The sequence below is a fragment of the Anaerobacillus sp. QJM3NY_32 genome (genome assembly GCF_056173645.1).
This window is the reverse complement of sequence record NZ_CM149684.1, coordinates 1694709-1717423: the sequence shown is the minus strand read 5'-3', so window position 1 is coordinate 1717423 and position 22715 is coordinate 1694709. Positions and strand designations below refer to the sequence as shown.

Sequence of the window (22715 nt, the reverse complement as noted above, 5' to 3'; positions counted from 1 at the left end):
GCTTACTTCGACTCCTTTGCACTATATTGTTCGTATTGTTCACGAAGGTTCTGTGGAAGCTCTTCGTACATGTTAGAAATAAGATCCGTTACTTTTTGCTTAGGAGTGCCATCTGCTTTTTTAATAGCAGCTTTGATTTCTTCCTTCGCTTTATCGACTACTTCGTTTTCTTTTTCTTCAGACCAAAGGTTTTTGCTCTCAAGATACTTGCGGAAACGAACGATTGGATCTTTCTTTTCCCACTCGCTATCTAGATCTTCAGAACGGTAACGAGTTGGATCGTCACCAGCCATTGTATGTGGCCCATAGCGGTAAGTCATTGTCTCGATTAGAGTTGGACCTTCGCCATTAATTGCGCGCTCACGAGCGTCAGTAACTGCTTTATAAACAGCAAGAACGTCCATACCGTCTACTTGAACACCCTGGATACCAGCTGCAACTGCTTTTTGAGCGATTGTTTTCGCTGCAGATTGCTTTTCAACTGGAACAGAGATTGCAAAGCGGTTGTTTTGCACAACAAAGATAGCTGGAGCAGCATATGCACCTGCAAAGTTCATTCCTTCATAGAAGTCACCTTGTGAAGCACCACCGTCACCAGTGTAAGTGATCGCTACGTTTTTCTTGCCTTTTTTCTTAAGTCCAAGTGCAACACCAGCAGTTTGTGTAATTTGAGCACCGATGATAATTTGTGGGCTCAACACGTTCAGGCCATCAGCCTGGTTCCCTACAAAGTGACCACGAGAGAATAAGAATGCTTTATATAATGGAAGACCGTGCCAGATGATCTGTGGAACATCACGGTAACCTGGAAGAATCCAGTCCTCTTTATCAAGTGCAAACTGACTTCCTAGTTGTGAAGCTTCCTGTCCTGCAGTTGGTGCGTAGAAGCCAAGACGTCCTTGACGGTTCAAAGAAATTGAACGCTGATCAAGAATACGTGTGTACACCATGCGGCGCATTAGTTCTTGAAGCTGCTCATCTGATAGTTCAGGCATTGCTTCTTTGTTCACGATTTCGCCATTTTCATTTAGAATCTGGAACATTTCGAATTGGCCTTCGATGTTTTCGATGGTTTTTGTTCCCATACCTTTCACCTCATCCTTTCATTCATAAAGAGATAGATTATTGAATTGCAATAGTGCAATTGTGAGTGGGTCGTTCAGTTTACAGACATAACTAGCATGTCCATTTCAACGTTATTAAATGACAAATAGCATTCATTAAATTGGATTACTTAAGACAACACTCAATGTCATACCCTTAATCCTGAAGAAATAATCCCTAGCGCTATGTATTACTGCGAATAATAGTCTGTATCAGTAAGATTAAGGAAGTGCTTCTCTTCATGAGTAAGTTCGTTTTTAAGTTTACAATACAGTAAGTTTCAAGTCAATTAATTGATTTAATTATTGCGTGTTAAAAGATGAAAATCAAACTGTTACATTACTTAATCCCACACTGTACTAGTGTAAATAATTAGGAACACCATATTTGAAGTCGTTCATTTTGTTAACACTTTACCTTTTTTCTTTGGTGGTGGACTATCACCCGCTTTATCAAAATCGGGCTAAAATGGAAGAAAACGATCTAAAAAGAACCGCTCAACTTGAGCGGTTCTTTGGTTATTCTGAGTAGTTTACGTCTAATTCTGCTGATTGATAAAATGCTTTTTTCGCTTCATTAAAGTCAGTTGTATATTTATTGAACTCTTCCTTATGCTCAGACACTTTACTGTACTGATCATTTACAACCTTAATTTGTTCCTGAAGCTGTTCTAATGTAAGTTCTTTATCTTGAAGTGAACTGTAGAGCTTCTTGTCTTGTTTCACTGCTTTTTCATATTCTTTATTGAGCTTTTCATAAGCTTCATATCGCTTATCCATCGTCTCAATAAGAGCCTTAGCGTCCTTTTTAGCAGCATCACCTTCAAGATCTTCTGTTAGATCTTTAATTTCTTCAAATTCTTTGTAAGCTTCATCTATACTTTCTTTTTCCTTTTTTAAGTACTCAAGTCTTTTATCCGTATTTTCTTCTGCTTGCTTTGAAAGCTTTTCGACTTCATCGAACTCATCCATACTTAGTGCAACAATGTCATCATAAATTTCTTGTTCCTTTTTTTCTGCTTTAGCTAACGGTTCTTGTTGTTCCCGAAACTGATCTTCAAGTGCGACCGCTTCTTCTAAATGATCATACATTTTTTCTTCTGTACTACCACCGAATTGACAACCCGCTAAACCAATTAAAAGAAAACAGAAAAAAAGAGAAATAATTCCCAAACGATATTTACGTAGCAAAAAAAGTCCCCCCACATATCCAATTCATACCAATTGATTTTACATCACTGATTACTATACCACAAGACAGTTCTCAATAGAATACTCCATTTTTATAACCTCCAAAAATAATCAGATTGCATTCCCATTCATAGACTAATCGTTCTAGACTTTTATTTTAGAGCCTTGCTCATCTATACTTTCCTTTTAAGCTCATCATCTTTATTATATAAGGTTAGTAAGACATGCAATTTAAAAGGATTTTCAGTTATGTTGGGTTGTGCTAAACTATCACTATTGTAAGATTTTAATGGTGATGAAATAAGGAAAACCACTTTTCAAAAAAGTTTGCTTGAGTCAGAGCAATTTCTTTATTCCCTCCATAAAGTTGAATATACTTAATATTAGAATGACCGTTTTTGAATAGGAGTGAATGATGATATGTTAACTATGAAAGATATTCGCAGAGAAGGAGATCCAGTTCTTGAGAAAGAAGCGAAAGAGGTTGATCTTCCTGCATCAGAAGACGATAAACAAACTTTAAGAGAAATGCTTGAGTTTCTTAAGAATAGTCAGGATCCTGAAACTGCACTTGAATATGAACTGCGCTCAGGTATTGGTATTGCAGCACCACAAATTGGCATTAGTAAACGGATGATTGCTGTCCATGTGTCTGATCACAGAGGCACTTTATACAGCTATGGAATTATGAATCCTAAAATCTTAAGCCATTCAGTTGAAAAAACCTATTTAGATGGTGGCGAAGGGTGCTTATCTGTGGATCGTGAAGTACCTGGTGCAGTACCGCGTTATGCACGCATTACCGTAAAAGGTGTGGACGCTGAAGGAAATCCTCTTAAGCTAAGATTGAAAGGGCTACCTGCCATTGTTGTCCAACATGAAATCGACCATCTTGATGGGGTTATGTTTTATGATCGAATTAATAATGAAGAGGCAAGTGAACTTTCTCCATTAGGAAACTAATTTAAGAAGCATTAAAAAAAGGATCGCAATTATTGCGATCCTTTTCTATTATAGTAGTCCAACTTTTTTAAGACCTTTTTGAATACCGTTTTGGTCAACTGGGTCAGTCACTATATCAGCCACTGCCTTTACTTCATCATATCCATTTCCCATCGCTATACCCGTTCCTGCAAATCTCAACATTTCTAAATCGTTCAACGCATCTCCAAAAGCATACGTATTTTCACGTTTAAAACCGAGATGGTCGATCATAGCTTCAATTCCTCTTGCCTTTGAACCACCAGGAGGGATCACATCCATTGAATAATCATGCCAGCGGATAAAATCGAGGTTACCATATGCATCGCGATATCCATCCTCTTCTTTACTCTCGCAGAACAATAGCGCCTGGTAAATATCTCTTGAATGATAATAAGAAGGATCATACCCAGGATAGTGCATCTTAAGATCATCCATACTCTTTATAATATGTGGGTGCTCATCGTGATTACTCATCATTGCTTCATGATCGAGAAAGACCATTGGATGACCATTTTTCCTTGCTTCTTCTTCAAGTACAGTGATTTCGTCACGACTAAGAGGGTTCGTTAAAACAACCTTTTCTTGATGTTTCACATACTGACCATTAAAACTAATAAACGTATCTATCCCAAGGTCCTCTCTTAAATCTGCAAACATAAAAGGAGCTCTTCCGGTAGCAATCGCTACATGGACACCTTTTTCCGTTAAAGCTTTTAATGACTCTCGTGTTGAAGATGGGATTTGTTTATTATGATCAAGAAGGGTCCCATCGATATCAAAAAATACAATTTTCTCATTGTGCATTATTTTCACCTATCTTCACTAATTTTTCTATAAACACTAGCCAAACTATACAGGTAATCAAGCTGACTTCTTTATAGACTTTACCTCGCGATTTGCTTTCCTACCCGACATGTAGACGCCAGTAAAAATACAAAGCAGTCCGATAATCATAGGGAACGTAATCACTTCATTTAAATAAACACTACCCCAAATCAAAGCTGTCACTGGCACAAGATATGTCACAAGAGTGGCAAACTCTGCACTCCCCTTCTGAATCATATAATAGAAAAGTAAATAAGCGAGACCTGAGCCAAACACACCTAGTCCAATAAGCGATATTAGAATATCACGTTGAAGCAGGAAGGTAAACTCGATGCCCCCGTCTCCAAACAGGACCATTAATAATCCCCCGCCCACTGCGCCAATCGTAAGGGTTATAAATGACAAAACATCAACAGGCACATCTTTCAAATTCTTTTTCGTGTATTGAGAAGCAAAGCCATAGCACCCTGTTGCAATGAGCATAGGTAAGATCCCCCATACATCTCCCTGAACTAATTCTAGAACATCCAGGTCAATGAGAAAGAGAATTCCAATAAACCCTACGATGATTCCCGACCATTGCTTTTGATATAGAATTCTTCCGAAGAAAAGCGCACCAATCACGCTTGTAAAAAGGGGTGTCGTTGCATTAAGTGTAGCAGCGAGACTGCTTGTAATTCGCTCTTCGCTTAATGCAATCATTCCCCAGGGAATGAGCGCATTCATTATCCCAATGGTGATAAGGCTTACCCAGGGTAGGTCCTTCCTCACTTGTTTAAGACGTCTTCTAATCAGTAAGTACATGAATAAAGCCAGTGCGCCTAGCAAACATCTAAAAAACACTACTCCCCATGGCCCTACAACAGGTACTATTAATTTTATGAACATGAATGACATGCCCCATATTAAGCTAAGTGAAATAAGTGCGGCATAAAGTCTCATTGGTACCTCCTTTGTATGTGTACTTTTGTATAAATAGCCCTATATATTTATAGCTTTACGTAAAGCTAATCATCCCTTATGCTATACCACTATCTTATGTTACATTAAATGGCACCAAGTGTCTTCGGTTATGACATCCACCTTTTCCCAAATTAATTCAACCATCGTTGATAAATACTAGGCTTAGTTATCAAAAAAAGGAAGGATGAGCATAATGTATCGTAAAATGAAACGTAAACTGATTAAAACCTGGAGAAATGTGCTATTTCCACAACCGAAATATTCCATTGATTAACCTAATTTGCACATTAATTCATGCAAATTCTCCTATTTCTTATGGAAATGTGGTTAGAAACATGAAAAAGAAACCAATTTCCTATATAATAAACGAAGATGCACACAAATTGTCTGAGTTAAGGAGAGATTTAGAATGATTTATAAGGTATTTTATCAAGGCACTAAAAAGGAGGTTCCTGTAAGAGAGCGAACAATGAGCCTTTACGTAGAGGCTACTTCTGAACGGGAAGTTCGCTACAAGCTTAAGGAACGCGATATCAATATCGAATTTATTCAAACCGTGGAAGATGACTTCTTAGAGTTTGAGCAAAAATCAGAGCACTTTGAATTGGAGAATGTATAGACTATGAAATTTGTTAAAAATCATCAAACCGCCGTTTTCGCTTTAGGTGGACTCGGAGAAATCGGTAAAAACATGTACGGTATTCAGTTTCAAGACGAAATTATTCTTGTTGATGCGGGAATTAAGTTCCCTGAGGAAGAATTATTAGGAATTGACTACGTTATTCCTGATTATTCTTATCTCGTAAAAAACCAGGATAAGATTAAAGGTCTTTTTATTACGCACGGTCACGAAGATCATATAGGCGGCATCCCCTACTTACTTCGTGAAATTAATGTTCCTATTTATGGAGGAAAGCTCGCTTTAGGATTTATTAGAAATAAGCTTGAAGAGCATGGCCTTCTACGTGGAGCATCCCTAAATGAAATTACAGAAGAAGATATTATTAAATTTAGAAAGACTTCTGTTATGTTCTTTAGAACAACACACAGTATTCCGGATTCCTTTGGGGTTGTTGTTAAGACACCTCCAGGTAATATTGTTCATACAGGAGACTTTAAGTTTGATTTTACACCAGTCGGTGAACCAGCTAACTTAACAAAGATGGCTGAGATTGGTAAAGAAGGCGTTCTAGCCCTTCTTTCTGACAGTACAAACAGTGAAGTACCTGGATTCACAATGTCCGAGCGTCGCGTTGGTGAAACCATTCAAGATATCTTTAGAAAAGTAGACGGACGCGTTATTTTCGCAACATTCGCATCCAATATTCACCGCCTACAGCAAGTGGTTGAAGCAGCTGTCGAAAATGGACGTAAAGTAGCTGTATTTGGTCGTAGTATGGAGTCCAACATTACAATTGGACAGGAACTTGGCTATATTAATGCGCCTAAAGATACGTTCATTGATGCCAATCAAATTAATCGACTACCTGAGAACAAAGTAACAATTCTTTGTACAGGAAGTCAGGGTGAGCCAATGGCTGCTCTATCTCGAATTGCGAATGCAACGCATCGTCAAATTCAAATCATTCCTGGAGATACAGTTGTCTTCTCTTCTTCACCTATCCCTGGTAACCAGGTAAGTGTATCAAGAATCATTAACCAGCTTTCTCGTGCAGGCGCTGACGTGATTCATCATAAACTAAGTGACATTCATACATCTGGTCACGGTGGTCAAGATGAGCAGAAGCTTATGCTTCGTCTCATTAAGCCAAAATTCTTTATGCCAATTCACGGTGAATATCGCATGCTGAAGATGCATACGAAGCTTGCTCAGGATTGCGGAATTCCACAAGACCATTCCTTTATTATGGATAATGGTGAAGTACTTGCTCTAAGTGAGAATGAAGCTTCAATTAGCGGTAAGATTCCATCTGGATCTGTTTATGTAGATGGTAAAGGGATCGGGGATATTGGAAACATTGTTCTTAGAGACCGTAAAATTCTCTCTGAAGAAGGTCTAGTTATTGTCGTTGTCTCCATTAACATGAAAGAGTTTAAGATTCTTTCAGGTCCAGATATCATTTCACGAGGATTTGTTTATATGAGAGAATCTGGTGATTTGATTAATGATGCTCAAGAGCTATTATCGAAACATCTTAATGGTGTCATGGAAAAGCGTACAAGTCAGTGGTCTGAAATTAAAAATGAAATTACAGATACTCTTGCACCATTCCTATACGAGAAAACGAAACGTCGCCCTATGATCCTTCCGATCATTATGGAAATTTAATTATACAAAAGAGCCTGTCGCGAAAAGCGACAGGCTCTTTTTTGTTATTCACTAATCTCGGTTCAAAATTTGGCGTTCAAGGCGATTAATGTCCTGATCTGATCCTATTACAATAAGAATGTCTCCTTTGGAGATCTTCTGATCAGCTTGAGGAGATACAATAATCTCATCACCTTTTTTAATGGCGACAATATTGGCACCATACTTCGCTCGAATATCAAGTTCAATAATCGTCTTATTATCCATTCTAGAGTTAGCAATAAGCTCAACAATGCTGTGTTCATCAGATAGCTCTAAATAGTCTAAAACGCTATTTGAGACCATACTGTGTGCAATTCGGACACCCATATCACGTTCCGGGTGGACAATCTTATCAGCACCGATCTTATTCAAAACCTTCTCGTGATAATCATTTTGTGCTTTAACCGTAATTTTGCTAACGCCAAGCTCTTTTAGAATTAAAGTTGTTAAAATACTTGATTGAATGTTATCCCCGATCGCTACGATAACGTGATCAAAGTTTCGAATACCGAGGTTCTTTAGAACACTCTCATCTGTTGAATCTGCGATCACAGCATGTGTAGCCACTGAAGAAAATTCATTCACTTTATCTTCATCCATATCAATTGCGAGGACTTCCATCCCCTGCTGACTTAGTGACTTACAAATGCTTCCTCCAAAACGGCCGAGTCCAATTACGGCAAACTGCTTTTTCAACGCACACTCCTCCTACTCATTCAGAAAGAAACGCGCGCCAGCAAATATGCTGACGCACTATCAATACTATCCTACCACTCTTATCATCAGTGTCAATATTCTCTCTAAGACTTATTATTCTTATTCCCTTTGACATACTCTGCATCAAATAAAAAGAGTCTCATCAGCAATATTAAAGAAGGAACTAGGAGAAAGAGTCCTGCAATAAAAGCGAAGACTAGGTAGATCCCCGTCGTTTCATTCGTATATCCTGAATAGATTGTAATATAGTCATACAAAATCCACGGTAGATGTGATATACCGTATCCAAAGAACGCGAAGAAAAATTGCAACATAACAAAGATAAAAGCCGTACCATATCTTTTCCGATTGAAAATGAGATATGTTGCAACAAGGAAACAAAAAAGAGATGCGATAAAGAACCAGGCATAATCAAGAATTCGCTCAAAGTGAACTGGATTATGCTGCTGAAGAGCTACGAACACAAGAATACTAGATAAAATGGTTGGAGCGCTCCAGAACAGTGCATATTTTCTTAAAAGCTCAAGCGCAGGTTGATCATTCGCTCGACTAGCATAATAAGTTAGAAAGGCGGCGCTAATAAATAGAACCGATACGATCGCTAAGAGCACGACTGACCAGGAGTAAAAGCTTGAAAATAATTCCCCTGCCAAAAACTTAACTTCACCGTTCACCTCTTCAATAAATCCACCTTCTGATAAAGTTAACGCTGTGGACAGAGAAGCTGGAATTAGTAATCCTGTCACTCCATATAAAAAAGTATAGACTCTGCTTTTCTTTGCGCCGTAATTTCCAAAGGCATAGAATGAGCCTCGAATGGCAAGTAGTATGATCGCGATACTACCTGGAACAAGCAAAGCTGTTCCATAATAATAGGCAGTATCAGGGAAAAAGCCTACTAGGCCAACAAAAAAGAAAACAAAGAACACATTCGTCACTTCCCACACCGGGGATAAATAACGACTAATAATTTTATTAATAATATGATCTTTTCCTGAGAGTTCTCCATAATAGGCAAAGAATCCTGCCCCGAAATCTATCGAGGCTGTGATCAAATACCCATATAGAAAAACCCATAGTACCGTTATTCCTACTAATTGAATGTCCATATTTTCACCCCTCTCAATCGAAGCAATTATTTCAATTTAGCGATTTCCTCAAGTTCATTCTCAGCTGGATTAGTATTGAACATTTTCTTAAGAACAGTAACAGTAAGCGTTCCAAGAACAATGTAAAGAAGAAGGAATAAGATAAACATCCATCCGACGCTATCCGCAGTTGTTGCAGCTTGTCCTGTTCTGAGAATATCCCATAAGATCCATGGCTGGCGGCCTACTTCTGAGAAAATCCATCCAAATTCAATCGCAAGGACTGAGAGTGGTCCCGCCAAAACAATTAACCGTAAAAACCATTTGTTTTCCGTGTTAAATCGTTTTAATCTTAGCGCAATCACGTAGAAAAAGGTTAAAGCAGCGAGAAACATTCCGATTCCGACCATCCCGTCAAAAAGGTAATGAATAAATAGCGGTGGCACTTCATCTTCAGGTACTTGATCAAGTCCCATTACTTCCGCATTTGGATTACCATGAGCAAGGATACTTAAAAAGTTTGGTAATACTAACCCATATTTGACTTCATCCGTTTCTTTATCGAGAAATCCGCCCACGACAAGATCTGCATTTTCAGATGTTTCAAAGTGCCATTCTGCGGCTGCAAGCTTACTTGGTTGATATTCAGCTAAAAATTTACCAGAAAAGTCACCAATCACGGCCGTCCCAATCGCAAAGATAAATCCTGCGGTCATTGTAAGCTTTAGAGCTTTCCTATAATAAGTACTACGCTTACCCTTAAGCATTTTAAATGCTGTTATGGCAGCTAGTACAATAGCAGAAGTAAGGTATGCCGACATGACCACATGGCCTACTTTCGTTGGTGTTGCTGGGTTGAACATCGCTGCGAGTGGTTCAATATTTGTTAATACACCATCAACTATATCAAACCCCTGCGGAGAGTTCATAAAAGCATTTACAGTGGAAATAAAGAAAGCAGACAGTGTAGAGCCAATTACAACCGGAATTGATATAAACCAGTGATAGATCGGTTTTTTGAATCGATCCCACGTATAAAGATAAATTCCAAGAAAAATTGCTTCAAAGAAGAAAGCGAACGTTTCAAGGAATAACGGTAAACTAATGACCTGCCCTGCTAACTGCATGAAATTCGGCCATAAAAGTGATAGTTGGAGCCCTATTGCTGTACCAGTTACAACACCAACAGCAACGGTAACAACGAATCCTCTAGCCCAGCGGCGCGCTAGCAATGTGTAATAAGGATCGTTCCGTTTAATCCCTATCCATTCAGCAAGGCTAATTAATAATGGGACACCAACACCTAACGTAGCAAAAATAATATGAAATCCTAACGTTAGACTTGTTAATAGGCGACTTAGAGTCGCTGAATCTAGTTCCAAATTGTTCATCCCCTTTGTACCAATTTCTTATCATCTGTTACTCAACTTCCCTTATCATTCACAATAGAAACGATTGTACCTCTGAATTACACTTTTATTATGGCTCATTCATGAGATTGTGACAAGTATCACAAACTGTATAATTCCGAAACTTTTTTTCTTGTTAATATTCTGTTCACATTTAGATTAACTTCTGTATTTTTTTCGTTTTACCTCCATTGAAATGTCTGATTCATATTAATGGACAAAAAAAAGAAGCCTACTTGGCTTCTTTCTATACAGCGTCCATCATATTGAATTGTGATTTAACAAGCTCATAATACGTTCCACCTTTTCGCATAAGCTCAGTATGATTTCCTTGTTCTAATATGCGTCCGTGGTCGAGAACAATAATATTATCTGCCTCACGAATCGTTGAAAGCCTGTGAGCGATCATGATTGCCGTCCTGCCTTCCAAAACAACATTTAGTGCCTTCTGTATTTTCAGCTCTGTCTCTGTATCTATACTTGCAGTTGCCTCATCTAAAATCAATATTCGAGGGTCCGCAAGAAGTGCTCTCGCAAACGATAATAGTTGTCTTTCACCTACTGATAGGACGTTACCTCTTTCTTCTACCTCTGTTTCATAGCCATCACTCAAGCGCTGAATAAAAGGATCAGCTCCTACTGCTTTAGCTGCTTCCTTCACTTCTTCATCGCTAGCGTCCGGACGTCCAAATCGAATGTTTTCAATAATTGTACCTGAAAAAATGAACGTATCTTGCAAAACGACGCTGACTTTCTCACGTAAGCTATCGAGTTTAACGTCTTTAAGGTCCGTTCCATCAATCCGAACTGTTCCACTTGTAGGATCATAGAAACGGCTTATCAGATTAGCGATTGTTGACTTCCCTGATCCAGTATGACCCACAAGCGCAACGGTGTCACCAGCTTTCATTGTTAAGCTCATTTCATGCAGAGCTTTGCGGCTTTCATCATATGAGAATTCAACATTTTCAAATGTGATTTCGCCTTTCATTTCCTTAAGCTCTTTCGCATTTTCCTTTTCTGGTACATTCGGCTGTTCATCAAGAAATTCGAAGATTCTCTCAGACGAAGCCATCGCAACGAGAAGCTGATTATACACTTGACCAAGTCGAGAGATTGGTTCCCAGAACATCCCTAAGTAGAAAGCAAATGTAACAAATACTCCGTAGTCCATCCCATTTTGAATAAGATAAACCCCGAACCAAATTAATATTGCTGTACCAATGGCATTGGACATTTCAACAAAAGGTCTGAAAATCGCACTCTTTTGAGTCGCGTCTTTCCAACTAGCATAGTTTTCATGATTAACGCCCTGAAAAAATTCCATATTTCCTTTTTCCTGCGTATACGATTGAGTCACTCGAATTCCTTGAATACTTTCATTCAAATGGGAATTCAGCTTGGCTTGCTTAATACGAACTTGTTGCCAGGAACGACGAATACGTTTTCGCAAGCTCGTAGAAATGAGAAACATGAGCGGTAAAATAATCATAATAGCTAGTGTTAACTGAGGACTTAAGACAAACATGATGACAATGATTCCTAACAATAGAACAATATCCATGAGGAGATTAATAACCCCATTCGTAAATAACTCCTGCATGGAGTTCACATCATTAATTACCCTGACAAGAATAGAACCTGCCGATCGTTTATCAAAAAATCCATGCGACAAGCGCTGAATATGTTTAAACAACCCTTGTCTAATGTCGTAAATAATGTATTGTCCAAGCTCATTCGTCCATTTTATTCGATATGAGTTGGCAATCCAAGAAATCAAATACAATCCAGCTATGCCAATAATTAATTGAATAAGCAATGTTTGATCACGATTTTTGATCGCATGGTCAAATAGTAATACCCCAATAAAAATCGGTACGATCAATCTAACAGCCGTTGCTAATAACATTGAAATGATTGCTTTTGGCAACAAACTCTTCTTGTAAGGCTCCATGTATTCAAGCAAGCGCGACATTTGTTTCCAATTGAATTGTTTTTCAATTGCCGTATCTTGAGAGTAATGGAACCTTTCTCTACGATTTTGTTTCAATCCTTCACCCCATTTCAACCAGTTTGTCTGGCCATGATCTCTTTACGATCTTGATATTGTATATCATAAATATTTCGGTAGTAGCCGTTTTGATCAATGAGCTCTTGATGTTTTCCTCGTTCTACAACCTCACCTTCATTTAACACGATTATTTCATCTGCATGTTTCAAAGAAGAAATTCTATGTGCAATAATGAACGTTGTTCTTCCTTTCATAACCTCTTCAAATGCTTTTTGGATTTTCACTTCCGTTTGCATATCAACTGCGCTTGTAGCATCGTCAAGGATGAGAATACTAGGATCTGTTAGGATGGCACGAGCAATAGCAATACGCTGCTTTTGGCCACCAGATAGCCCCATTCCACGTTCGCCTAGTACCGTATCATATCCCTCTTTCATTTCCATGATGAAATCATGCGCCTGCGCTCTTTTTGCCGCATCCTGTATGGCTTCAAAAGAGATATCGGGATCACCATAAGCAATATTATCTCGTATTGTAGACGAGAACAAAAACGTCTCCTGAAGGACCACACCAATATTTTTCCGAAGCGATTTCACTGTATACTCTTTAATATTCCGTCCATCGATTACTACTTCGCCTTCGTTAGGTTCATAAAATCTTGCAATCAATTGGGTAATCGTTGTTTTACCTGCTCCCGTAGCCCCAAGTAAGCCAATCGTTGTGCCTTTTGGAGCATTAAACGAAATATTCTTAAGTGCTTCGTCATCATCAGAAGCATATTTGTGTGTGACATTCTCAAATGACACGTTCCCTTCAAGACGTTCAACATCCAACGCACCATCTCGATCATAAATATCTTCAGGCTCATCTAGAATCTCAAGTAAACGTTCTCCTGATGCTTTGGATTGAGAAAACGTGTTGATGACGAATCCAAGGTTCATGATTGGCCAGATAATATACCAAACAAGACTAAAGAAAGCCACTAACTCACCAGGTTTAAGCTGGTTTTGAAACACAAGATATCCCCCATATGAAAGCAAGAAAACAACGCATAAATTCCCGATAAACTCCATGAGCGGGAAAAATTTAGCCCAAATGTATGATGTTGTTAAGTAGTTATCACGATAGTCCGTATTGCTGTCAACAAACTTATTGATTTCAAAATCTTCTCTTGATAATGACTTTACCGTATTAATGCCACTAATATTCTCTTGTACTTTCGTATTCAACCGCGCCATTGATTTACGAATTCCTCTAAACGCTGGGTGAACTCTCTTATCGAATCGATAAACCACAATCGCGAGAAATGGGAGCATTCCAAGCGTAACTAACGCAAGCGGAATAGAGTATCCAAACATCACGATTAAACTAAAGCTTACGATAAGAACAAAGTTGATCACTTGTGCGAATCCAAATGATAAGAAAAACCGGAACCCTTCTACGTCAGCCGTTAAGCGTGACATTAAATCCCCTGTTTTCGCGTTATCATAATAACGAAAAGGTAAATATTGAAGTTTTTTGTAAAGCTCCTCTCGAAGTCGATACACTGCTGTTACTCCAAACAAGTCCCCTAGATATTGTTGGAAAAACGTAGCAGTCCCTTTTACGATCATGATTCCTATGAAACCAAATGCAAGATATGGTACCCATTTGTATTCTTGCTTTAGAATGACATCATCAATTGTAAATTGAAGAAGCATAGGATAAAGGACTGTGATACCTGTGACAAAAATAAGGGAAAATACGGACCATAGAAAAAGCTTTTTGTATGGCCAATAAAAATCTTTCAATCTTTTAAACGTTTCCATTCCAACACCACCTTCAGCCAGTAAATAGTCATTAAAAAAATAGTGACAATATACATAATATATCGGAATTCGAAATAAATAACCACCTATTAGGCCTAAAATTCGGAATTATTTAAATAGGGGAATGCTCCTTAGATCGAGAAGATATTTACAATTATCCAGCTGAACAGTTCTTGCAGCAATTTTTTTCAAGCAGACAACTTAAAATCGAAGGTAACATTCGAGTGATTAGCTATTATAAGTCATACAAAAACCCCAGAGAGCAATGCTCTCTGGGGTAGGTTGTTTTCTATCTTATTTAAGTGTTTCTTGACCTGGCTTCCAGTTAGCCGGGCAAAGTCCACCAGTTTGTAGTGCTTGAAGTACACGTAGTGTTTCGTCTACGTCACGGCCAATGTTGTTGTGGTTAACAACAGAGTATTGAAGTTCGCCTTCAGGATTGATGATGAATAGGCCGCGAAGTGCAACACCTTCATCTTCAATAAATACGCCGTATTCTTTAGAAACTTTATGGTTTGTATCTGCAGCAAGTGCATAGTTAAGATCACCAAGACCATTGTCGTTGCGGTCTGTGTTAATCCATGCAAGGTGTGTATGGATTGTATCAGTAGATACTCCGATTACTTCTGCATCAAGATCGTCGAATTCTTCGAAACGATCGCTTAGTGCTGTAATTTCAGTTGGGCATACGAATGTGAAGTCCATTGGATAAAAGAAAAGGACTGTCCATTTATCGTTCTTCATATTTTCTTCAAGGCTTACTTTGCCAAATTCTTTGTTTGTCATAACTGCTTCCATTTCGAAGCGAGGTGCTTGTTTTCCTACCATGCGTTCTACCATGTGTAAATCCCTCCTAGAAAATATCCTGCGGCTTTCGCCCACAAATGACATTATAGTACACGAGTTATTTTTAGTCAATGTTAAATAATAATTAATTTAATGTGGGTTAATGACCTTCCTCCACTATCGTACCCACGTTTACCCCTCACTAAACAGGGTAACTTTAGTATAGCGAAAATCATTTCATTCGTCTCGTCTTAACACTTCACTTGAATTATCATGACAATTTTCGCTATAATTTGACCGAGTGCTAATCCTACATAATGTAGTGAGAATTAAAGGAGGAAGTCTATTGAACTTTGTTGACAACATTAATTGGGAAGGTTTCTTAATGGATACTGGCTTAATTATCCTGAAGTTAATTGCTATCCTAATCATTTATGCAATTGTAAAAGCGATCGGAAATCGTTTCATCGAAAGAACCTTTACTCAAGTATCAGAGAAGCAGAACATGAGTCCAGGGAGAGCAAATACTTTAAAAAATTTATCAAAAAGTATTTATACGTATATTCTACTCTTCATGGTTGTTGCGATCATCTTTGAAACCTTTGGCTTTGATATTAAAGCGCTAATCGCTGGTGCAGGTATTATTGGCCTCGCTGTCGGCTTTGGAGCCCAAGGTCTCGTAAGTGATGTGGTGACAGGCTTCTTTATCCTACTAGAGAAACAAATGGACGTTGGCGATTACGTAACTGCTGGCGGCTTTGGAGGAATCGTAGAAGAAGTCGGGCTTCGCACAACTCACATTCGGTCGTTTGATGGGACATTGAACTATGTACCAAACCGCGAAATTAGCTCATTAAGCAACCATTCACGTGGTAATATGCGTGCTCTTGTAGATATTGGTATTTCTTATGATGACAATATTGATGAAGCGATCCGTGTGATTCAGAAAGTGTGTGACAACGTTGCGGCTACAAACGAAGCTGTCGTAGAAGGACCAGATGTTCTAGGTGTTCAAGGTCTTGGTTCTTCAGATGTTGTTCTTCGCGTTCTATGCCGCACTCAGAACATGGAACAATGGGGCGTTGAGCGTCAGCTACGGAAAGAAATTAAAGAAGCTCTTGATGCAAATGGCATTGAAATCCCATTCCCTCATCAAGTATTCATTGAAAAGAAAGAACAATAAGCGTTTGCCCCTTCCTTTCATTGGGTAAAGATATCACAGATCTTTCAAAGGAGTGTGATCATATTGCCTTACAATTCTAAAAGCGAGTTGCCAGATCAAGTGAAAGACAACTTGCCTTCGCACGCACAGGATATCTTTAAAGAAGCGTTCAACTCCGCATCTGATCAATATGATTCTGAGAAAACAGCTTTTAAAGTAGCATGGAGTGCTGTGGAGGAAAAATACGAAAAGAATGATAATGGAAATTGGGTCAAAAAGAATAACAATAGCTAAAGAAAATGAACCTCTACCTAGGTAGAGGTTCATTTTTTCATTGATAACGACTGTCCACCTGCTGACATACTTGATCAGCTGTCATGCCATCTGCGTTAATAACTGCCCCGTTCGTGCTTGCATTTTGCATGCCCATCACATTTTGATCTTGACCAGACACAACACAACAGTCACAACCATTTGCATCACTTTCTTGTTTAAAGGATACAACCTCATACCCTTTCGCTTGCAAAGCTTGAGCTACATCAGATAGCGTATCTTCTACAGCAATTCGTTTCATTTCCCTCGCTCCTTATGAATATGTAATTTCTAACTCTATTATTTTGACCAACGTTTTATGAATTATACGTATAGCATTCATCAGAGAAAAACTCAGTTATTATGTCAATCTAAAAAAACAATAACCCCCAGGCATTAGCCTGGGGGTTATCAGTTTCTTAGTTTGCAACCTTATTTAAATAAGAAGTTAACGCAAGATACGCCGTTTCAATCGCAGACTCATCAGGTTTGAGTGTAGATGTATGCAGACCGGCTGGAGAATTCACTCCTAGCCAGAACATAAATCCAGGAATCTCCTTTAGAAAATACCCAAAATCCTCACCAGTCATCGCTTCTCGACATTCCACTACGTTGACATCTTGAAGTTTTCTCGTTTCTTCCATAAAAGATTGTACCAGCTCGGCATTGTTCGTCACCTGGTAATAATTAGAGCCATAATCAATAGAAGCAACACATTCAAATGATGCCTCGATGCCTTTTACGATAGCTTCAATACGGTGCTTGACTTGGGACATAGAATCAGCAGATAGAGTACGGATTGTACCTTCTAACCTTGCCTTTTCTGCAATGATGTTTTGCTTCGTGCCTCCGTCAATTTTCCCTACAGTTACCACAGCTGAGTCAAGAGGATCTACATTTCTCGCTACAATAGATTGGAACTGAGTAACGAGATGGCTAGCGGCAACAACCATATCACGTGTATGGTGTGGATACGCTGCATGACCCCCCTTTCCTTCTAAATCAATGAATAACTCAGAAGTATTGGCAAAGAGCAATCCTGGGCGTGTGGCAATCGTGCCTACAGGGTACTCAGGTGCAATATGCAACGCAATCATTTGATCCGGCTTCCATGCTTTAAACTCATCACTTTCAAGCATTGGTAAAGCGCCACCAGGACCTTCTTCTGCAGGTTGGAAGACAAACAGCAAATTGTCTTTTACGGAATGAGTTGAATAGTACTCAAGAACGGAAAGAGCAATCGTCATATGAAGATCATGTCCACAAGCATGCATGAACCCTTCATGCTCAGACTGAAAATCATACCCGGTCTCTTCTTTGATTGGTAACCCATCGATATCTGTCCGATATCCGATCGTTTTTGAAGGACTTTCTCCATTTACAAATACAAGGATACCCGTTCTCCAGGTTTTCACCTGGAGACGGTCCTGTGGGAGTTTTTCTATAAACTGAAGAAGATAACGATGCGTTTTCACTTCCTGAAAGCCAATTTCAGGAATGCGATGCAGGTCTCTTCGTACGGTTTTGATGTCCATTAAAATTAATCGTTTTGAAGCTGACGAAGCTCTTTTTTGATTTCTGTTTTCGAGCGAGTTTGGTCATCAATTTTCTTAAGAGCGCGTGCCGGAGTTCCTGCAACTAGTGTGTACTCAGGAACATCTTCAGTCACAATAGCACCAGCGGCTACAACAGATCCTTTTCCTACTTTAACGCCTTCTAGAACGACTGCGTTCGCACCAATCACAACGTCGTCTTCGATGACAACCGGGCTAGCAGAAGGTGGCTCAATAACGCCTGCAAGAACAGAACCTGCCCCAATATGACAGTTCTTACCGACAGTTGCACGTCCACCAAGAACTACGTTCATGTCGATCATAGTTCCTTCACCTACAACAGATCCGATATTGATCATCGCACCCATCATAATAACAGCATTATTGCCAATTTCAACTTGATCACGAATAACAGCACCTGGCTCGATTCGCGCTTGAATTCCTTTAAGATCAAGCATTGGAATAGCTGAATTACGACGATCATTTTCTACTACATAATCTTCAATATTGGAAGCTTCAGACTCAAGTGCTTTCTTAATGTCTTTCCACTCACCAAAAAGAACACCAGTGTTCCCTGTAATGAATGACTTCGTGTTGCTACCAAAGTCGATTCCCTCAAGGTTCCCCTTAATATGTACTTTCACAGGAGTAGATTTCTCACTGTTTTGAATAAAGCTAATAATTTCGTTTGCATCCATCATTTTCATGGTGTATTTCCTCCTTTGTTCATCATGCTTATACAAGCACAGCATGTTACTCATTTTATCGTACATGATCGATCACGTGAAGTCTAATCTTACAGGCTATTCACTTAATAATTCTACAAACTTCTGAACCTGCTTCAATTGCATCGCGGTATCATTTGTTAATAACCAGGTATCACGCTTTAATGGCAACCCTTCACCATCTTTAAGTGGAATCCGAAAATATTCTTTATCATTCTCTGTAATGCTGATTGAAGGTAAGATAGCGTAGCCAATCCCATTTAACGCCATTTGTTTACACGTTTCGATTTGATCAACGACTATTGTTTTCTTTGGAGGCGCAAATGATTGGGTTTGCCACCACTCCTGTATTTCTTGAAAATAAGTAGAGTCACTTTTAAATTGAATAAATGGTTTTTCTGTTTCTCGCAATTCTTCCATTGATTTAATGGACGTATCGACCAAATAGAGCTCATCTGAAATCAAATACTGACTTCTCCCTCTCCAATCGGGCTTTCCTCGAATAATTCCAATATGAATATCATCTTCGTACAAGTACCGTAATATGTCACTACTCCATCCTGTAACTAGCGATATTTTGACACTGGGATAGTGCTCAACAAATTTCTTTAGCACCGCTGGAAGCCAGTACTGTCCGATGATAGATGCTACCGCTAGTTTCAGCGTTCCATGCACTTCCGAGCTTAGCGCTGTCAATGCTTCAAATACTTTTTCTTCTCTCCGAATCGTATCATTAGCAAAAGCGATAATCCGTTCACCCGCGGGCGTAATCGTTAATCCTTTTTGCGAACGAAGAAAAATCGGTATCCCCCATGCCTTTTCAATCGATTGAAGGCGTTGACTTAACGCCGGCTGAGATACGTAAAGTCGCTCAGCCGCTCTTCGCATATTCGCTTCCTCCGCTAAGATCGAAAGAACCTGATATTCTGAGCTCATTAAAAGGCCCCCTTTCTTATAAATCTCCATTTACTCATAAGTAAATCTTATTGTAATTCATCATTATAATCTAATTTCATTATGGATTAAAGAAGACTATACTATGACATGAGATATTTTCGATGGAGATGATCATATGGAATGGCTTTTCTTATTTGGCATTGGTCTTATTGCCACGTTTGTTGGAACCTTGTCTGGCAGCGGAGGACTTATTAACTTTCCCTCGATGATGTTACTCGGTCTTCCCATTCATTCAATTATTTCAGCAAATAAGTTTTCAAATATGCTTAGTTCATTTTCTAGCTTTTTCGTTTTATTAAAGAGGAAGGAACTCTCTATGAAAGAAGCACTGAAAACAGGACCTATCGCTTTAACTGGTGGGGTCCTCGGTGGATTGTTTGCCTCGTCACTATCCCAACAGGCGCTGCAACTATTCGCTGGAGGAATGCTTCTTGTTGCCTTAACTTTATCATTTATGAAAAAGAAGGAATCAATTCATTTATCACATAACGTTCCTACCAAAGCACTCCCGTTCGTTGGTCTAATAGGATGGTATGATGGTACGTTCGGCCCTGGACAGGCGACTCTTCAAATGCACTTATTTCGTCACAGCGGCATCTCCTACCTTGCTTCAATAGGTCTAACACGATTTAATACCTTCTTAAGTTGTACAGGGGCTGTCATGGTCTATTCACTTAGTGGTCACCTTAACATGGCGATCGCGGTCCCACTTGCGGCTGGCTCTATCACTGGAGCACAAATTTCTGTTCGAATGGCCAATAAACTTTCTCTTGTGCAAATAAACTGGTTGCTTCGCTCCATGACCATTTTGTTGATTCTACAAGTATGCTACAGCTTATTTAAAACACAATTTTAGGAGTGATTAACATGGTTATGGATTATATTCGTCTCCACCACCTTCAAATTTGTATACCAAACGACGAGGAGGAACTTGCGAGGAATTTCTATATAGGGGTACTTGGCTTTGAAGAAATCGAAAAAACCAGCTGTTTTAAGAAAAAACGGAGGCTTCTGGTTAAGAGCAGCAAACATTGAATTACATGTTGGGACCGAAAGTACTATTGTGCCAGGGAAAAGACATCCTGCCTTTGAAATTCATAATCTGCTAGAAGCAAAGGCACATTTAGAAAAACACCACATCCCAATACAAAAAGAAAAACCAATCGAAGGATATCAGCGTTTTAGCTTTTATGATCCCTTTCAAAACCGAATTGAATTCATTTCACGTATAGGAAAACCCGGCTTATGAGCGAGCCGGGTTTTGTTTCTTATCAGGCTTTGGAATAAAGAGTACTAGCAGAAAGCTTAAGAGTGCCATGACTGCAACTCCTCCATACACCCATTTTAAAGAGGTTGTGAGTCCGTTCTGCAACAAATCAAGCACAGCTGGATCAAGGCTGTTACGCTTAGTTTCATCAAGTAATTGATTGGCTGTATTAAGGTTCACATCTCCTCCCGAAGAGCGGTTCGTTAAATATTGTTGAAGGCGGCTGTTTAAAATACCGCCAAGTAACGCAGCACCGACTGCACTTCCAAGCGTTCGCATGAACATATTTGAAGCTGTCGCAATTCCTCGCTGTTTCCAAGAAACTGAGCTTTGGATGGCTACAATAAATGTTGTAGACGTTAACCCCATGCCAACACCGATAAGAAATGAACCAAAACCTGCAAAGATTGGTCCTAATGCTGGCGTCATCAACATATAGATCACCGAACCGCTAATAAGTGAAATTCCTCCAACGACTGATGTGATCCTAAATCCGATTTTTATAACGAGTTTCCCTGCTATAGTAGACGCAATTGGCCATCCTATCGACATCGTTGTAAGCGTAAATCCTGCTACAATAGGAGATTTCTCCATTACTCCCTGAACAAATGTCGGAAGAAAACTAGAAACACCAATCAAAATCATGCCCGTCGTAAACGTTACTGAATTCGATATGGCGATAACCGGATCGCGCCATATACCAAGAGGCATTAGCGGCTCTTTCGCTTTAAGTTCGACTCTAAAAAAGATCGCCATAGCTACGAATGATGTACTTAGAAGGGTGAGGATAGGTAAGGAAGTCCACTTCCAGTGAACGCCTCCTTCAATCAAGACGACCATCAATGCACTGATCGATACAAGCAAAAGGATGGCACCAGAGTAATCAATCGATTTCCGTTCTTTATCAATCGATTCATGAAGCAAGAGAACAACGCCAACTAACGATAGAACTCCGAGAGGAATGTTCATCCAGAAAACCCATGACCAATCAATGTACTGAACAAAAATACCGCCTAGAGCCGGGCCTGCGATAGCCGATATTCCCCACACGCTAGCAAGATACCCTTGAATCTTTGCCCGCTCCTCCATCGAATACATATCACCCACAATTGTAAGTGCTATTGGTTGTACGGCCCCTGCTCCAATTCCTTGAATAAGCCTGAAAAGGATAAGCGCTTCCATCGACTCCGCAAATCCACATAATAAAGATCCTATTAAAAAAATGACAATACCGATCGAATAGATCGGTTTCCTACCAAAGAGATCTGAAAGTTTACCAAAGATAAGGACCGTAATTGCAGACATTAATAAATAGGCTGAGAAAACCCAGCTAAACGTCGAGAATCCACCAAGATCGCTCACAATACCAGGCATCGCTGTTGAAACGATTGTTCCTTCGATCGCTGCCATGAACATTCCAATAATAATGGCTCCAAGTACGAATGGTCGATTGGTTTCCTTGTTTTGGATACTTGATGTGATTTGATTTGTTAGCGATTTCATTTTATTCATCCCCATATGTAAAAATCCCGGTAATAGTACC

The 22715-nt window shown here is 39.3% G+C and carries 22 protein-coding genes; 7 read left to right on the top strand and 15 right to left on the bottom strand.

Going from position 1 to position 22715, the window contains the following annotated elements:
• Nucleotides 1-2: 2 nt before the first annotated feature.
• Together pdhA and AC0VYH_RS09215 are read right to left on the bottom strand one after the other, a co-directional pair.
• Entirely contained in the window at nt 3-1085 is a 1083-nt protein-coding gene (gene pdhA, locus AC0VYH_RS09220; RefSeq protein WP_194221270.1) for a pyruvate dehydrogenase (acetyl-transferring) E1 component subunit alpha, read from the bottom strand.
• A 537-nt stretch (nt 1086-1622) separates the two neighbouring features.
• Nucleotides 1623-2294 (bottom strand): YkyA family protein, encoded by a 672-nt coding sequence (locus AC0VYH_RS09215; protein ID WP_475373696.1) that lies wholly within the window; start codon nt 2292-2294, stop codon nt 1623-1625.
• Nucleotides 2295-2714: 420 nt separating this feature from the next.
• Here AC0VYH_RS09215 and def point away from each other — a divergent pair, with 420 nt between their 5' ends.
• Nucleotides 2715-3257 (top strand): peptide deformylase, encoded by a 543-nt coding sequence (def, locus tag AC0VYH_RS09210; RefSeq protein WP_430247063.1) that lies wholly within the window; start codon nt 2715-2717, stop codon nt 3255-3257.
• A gap of 48 nt (nt 3258-3305) precedes the next feature.
• Here def and AC0VYH_RS09205 read toward each other — a convergent pair whose 3' ends face one another.
• Both AC0VYH_RS09205 and AC0VYH_RS09200 read right to left on the bottom strand, forming a co-directional pair.
• Nucleotides 3306-4082 carry a Cof-type HAD-IIB family hydrolase gene (locus tag AC0VYH_RS09205; RefSeq protein WP_475367212.1) on the bottom strand — a complete coding sequence of 259 codons (777 nt, stop codon included), beginning with the start codon at nt 4080-4082 and terminating at the stop codon, nt 3306-3308.
• A 57-nt stretch (nt 4083-4139) separates the two neighbouring features.
• On the bottom strand, nt 4140-5045 hold the full coding sequence (locus AC0VYH_RS09200) for a DMT family transporter (protein WP_475373695.1): 906 nt from the start codon (nt 5043-5045) through the stop codon (nt 4140-4142).
• 430 nt (nt 5046-5475) lie between these two features.
• Between AC0VYH_RS09200 and AC0VYH_RS09195 the strand changes: the two genes are divergently transcribed.
• Nucleotides 5476-5685: a DNA-dependent RNA polymerase subunit epsilon gene (locus tag AC0VYH_RS09195; RefSeq protein WP_194221265.1), complete on the top strand. Its 210-nt coding sequence runs from the start codon at nt 5476-5478 to the stop codon at nt 5683-5685.
• 3 nt (nt 5686-5688) lie between these two features.
• Nucleotides 5689-7356, top strand: coding sequence for a ribonuclease J1 (gene rnjA / locus AC0VYH_RS09190; RefSeq protein WP_194221264.1), 1668 nt, complete (start codon nt 5689-5691; stop codon nt 7354-7356).
• Between the two features lie 51 nt (nt 7357-7407).
• Here rnjA and AC0VYH_RS09185 read toward each other — a convergent pair whose 3' ends face one another.
• The 6 genes from AC0VYH_RS09185 to AC0VYH_RS09160 form a co-directional block, all read right to left on the bottom strand.
• The gene (locus tag AC0VYH_RS09185) at nt 7408-8073 is read right to left on the bottom strand and encodes a potassium channel family protein (protein WP_194221263.1); all 666 of its coding nucleotides are present in this window, start codon (nt 8071-8073) and stop codon (nt 7408-7410) included.
• Between the two features lie 104 nt (nt 8074-8177).
• Entirely contained in the window at nt 8178-9203 is a 1026-nt protein-coding gene (locus AC0VYH_RS09180; protein ID WP_194221262.1) for a cytochrome d ubiquinol oxidase subunit II, read from the bottom strand.
• Nucleotides 9204-9229: 26 nt separating this feature from the next.
• Complete coding sequence (locus tag AC0VYH_RS09175) at nt 9230-10564, bottom strand: cytochrome ubiquinol oxidase subunit I (protein WP_194221261.1); 1335 nt, start codon at nt 10562-10564, stop codon at nt 9230-9232.
• Between the two features lie 274 nt (nt 10565-10838).
• Nucleotides 10839-12641, bottom strand: a complete 1803-nt coding sequence (locus tag AC0VYH_RS09170; RefSeq protein ID WP_430241959.1) for an ABC transporter ATP-binding protein — start codon at nt 12639-12641, stop codon at nt 10839-10841.
• A 14-nt stretch (nt 12642-12655) separates the two neighbouring features.
• Nucleotides 12656-14410, bottom strand: coding sequence for an ABC transporter ATP-binding protein (locus AC0VYH_RS09165; protein ID WP_430241961.1), 1755 nt, complete (start codon nt 14408-14410; stop codon nt 12656-12658).
• A gap of 294 nt (nt 14411-14704) precedes the next feature.
• Nucleotides 14705-15250, bottom strand: a complete 546-nt coding sequence (locus AC0VYH_RS09160; protein WP_098443217.1) for a peroxiredoxin — start codon at nt 15248-15250, stop codon at nt 14705-14707.
• A 331-nt stretch (nt 15251-15581) separates the two neighbouring features.
• Here AC0VYH_RS09160 and AC0VYH_RS09155 point away from each other — a divergent pair, with 331 nt between their 5' ends.
• Nucleotides 15582-16379 (top strand): mechanosensitive ion channel family protein, encoded by a 798-nt coding sequence (locus AC0VYH_RS09155; protein WP_370314489.1) that lies wholly within the window; start codon nt 15582-15584, stop codon nt 16377-16379.
• Between the two features lie 63 nt (nt 16380-16442).
• Complete coding sequence (locus AC0VYH_RS09150) at nt 16443-16652, top strand: ChaB family protein (protein WP_194221258.1); 210 nt, start codon at nt 16443-16445, stop codon at nt 16650-16652.
• 37 nt (nt 16653-16689) lie between these two features.
• Here AC0VYH_RS09150 and AC0VYH_RS09145 read toward each other — a convergent pair whose 3' ends face one another.
• From AC0VYH_RS09145 to AC0VYH_RS09130, 4 genes are all read right to left on the bottom strand, one after another.
• Nucleotides 16690-16932 (bottom strand): YkuS family protein, encoded by a 243-nt coding sequence (locus AC0VYH_RS09145; protein WP_430241964.1) that lies wholly within the window; start codon nt 16930-16932, stop codon nt 16690-16692.
• Nucleotides 16933-17089: 157 nt separating this feature from the next.
• Nucleotides 17090-18205: an N-acetyldiaminopimelate deacetylase gene (locus AC0VYH_RS09140; RefSeq protein WP_430241966.1), complete on the bottom strand. Its 1116-nt coding sequence runs from the start codon at nt 18203-18205 to the stop codon at nt 17090-17092.
• A 5-nt stretch (nt 18206-18210) separates the two neighbouring features.
• Nucleotides 18211-18930, bottom strand: a complete 720-nt coding sequence (gene dapD, locus AC0VYH_RS09135; RefSeq protein ID WP_475367210.1) for a 2,3,4,5-tetrahydropyridine-2,6-dicarboxylate N-acetyltransferase — start codon at nt 18928-18930, stop codon at nt 18211-18213.
• 96 nt (nt 18931-19026) lie between these two features.
• Nucleotides 19027-19884 carry a LysR family transcriptional regulator gene (locus AC0VYH_RS09130; RefSeq protein ID WP_430241969.1) on the bottom strand — a complete coding sequence of 286 codons (858 nt, stop codon included), beginning with the start codon at nt 19882-19884 and terminating at the stop codon, nt 19027-19029.
• A gap of 136 nt (nt 19885-20020) precedes the next feature.
• Between AC0VYH_RS09130 and AC0VYH_RS09125 the strand changes: the two genes are divergently transcribed.
• Together AC0VYH_RS09125 and AC0VYH_RS09120 are read left to right on the top strand one after the other, a co-directional pair.
• A complete protein-coding gene (locus tag AC0VYH_RS09125) occupies nt 20021-20761 on the top strand; it encodes a sulfite exporter TauE/SafE family protein (RefSeq protein ID WP_475368884.1) in 741 nt (246 codons plus the stop codon).
• Between the two features lie 108 nt (nt 20762-20869).
• A complete protein-coding gene (locus AC0VYH_RS09120; RefSeq protein ID WP_475367209.1) occupies nt 20870-21154 on the top strand; it encodes a VOC family protein in 285 nt (94 codons plus the stop codon).
• Here the strand turns inward: AC0VYH_RS09120 and AC0VYH_RS09115 are convergent.
• Nucleotides 21149-22690 (bottom strand): MDR family MFS transporter, encoded by a 1542-nt coding sequence (locus AC0VYH_RS09115; protein ID WP_475373694.1) that lies wholly within the window; start codon nt 22688-22690, stop codon nt 21149-21151. The genes AC0VYH_RS09120 and AC0VYH_RS09115 overlap by 6 nt on opposite strands.
• Nucleotides 22691-22715: the final 25 nt, after the last annotated feature.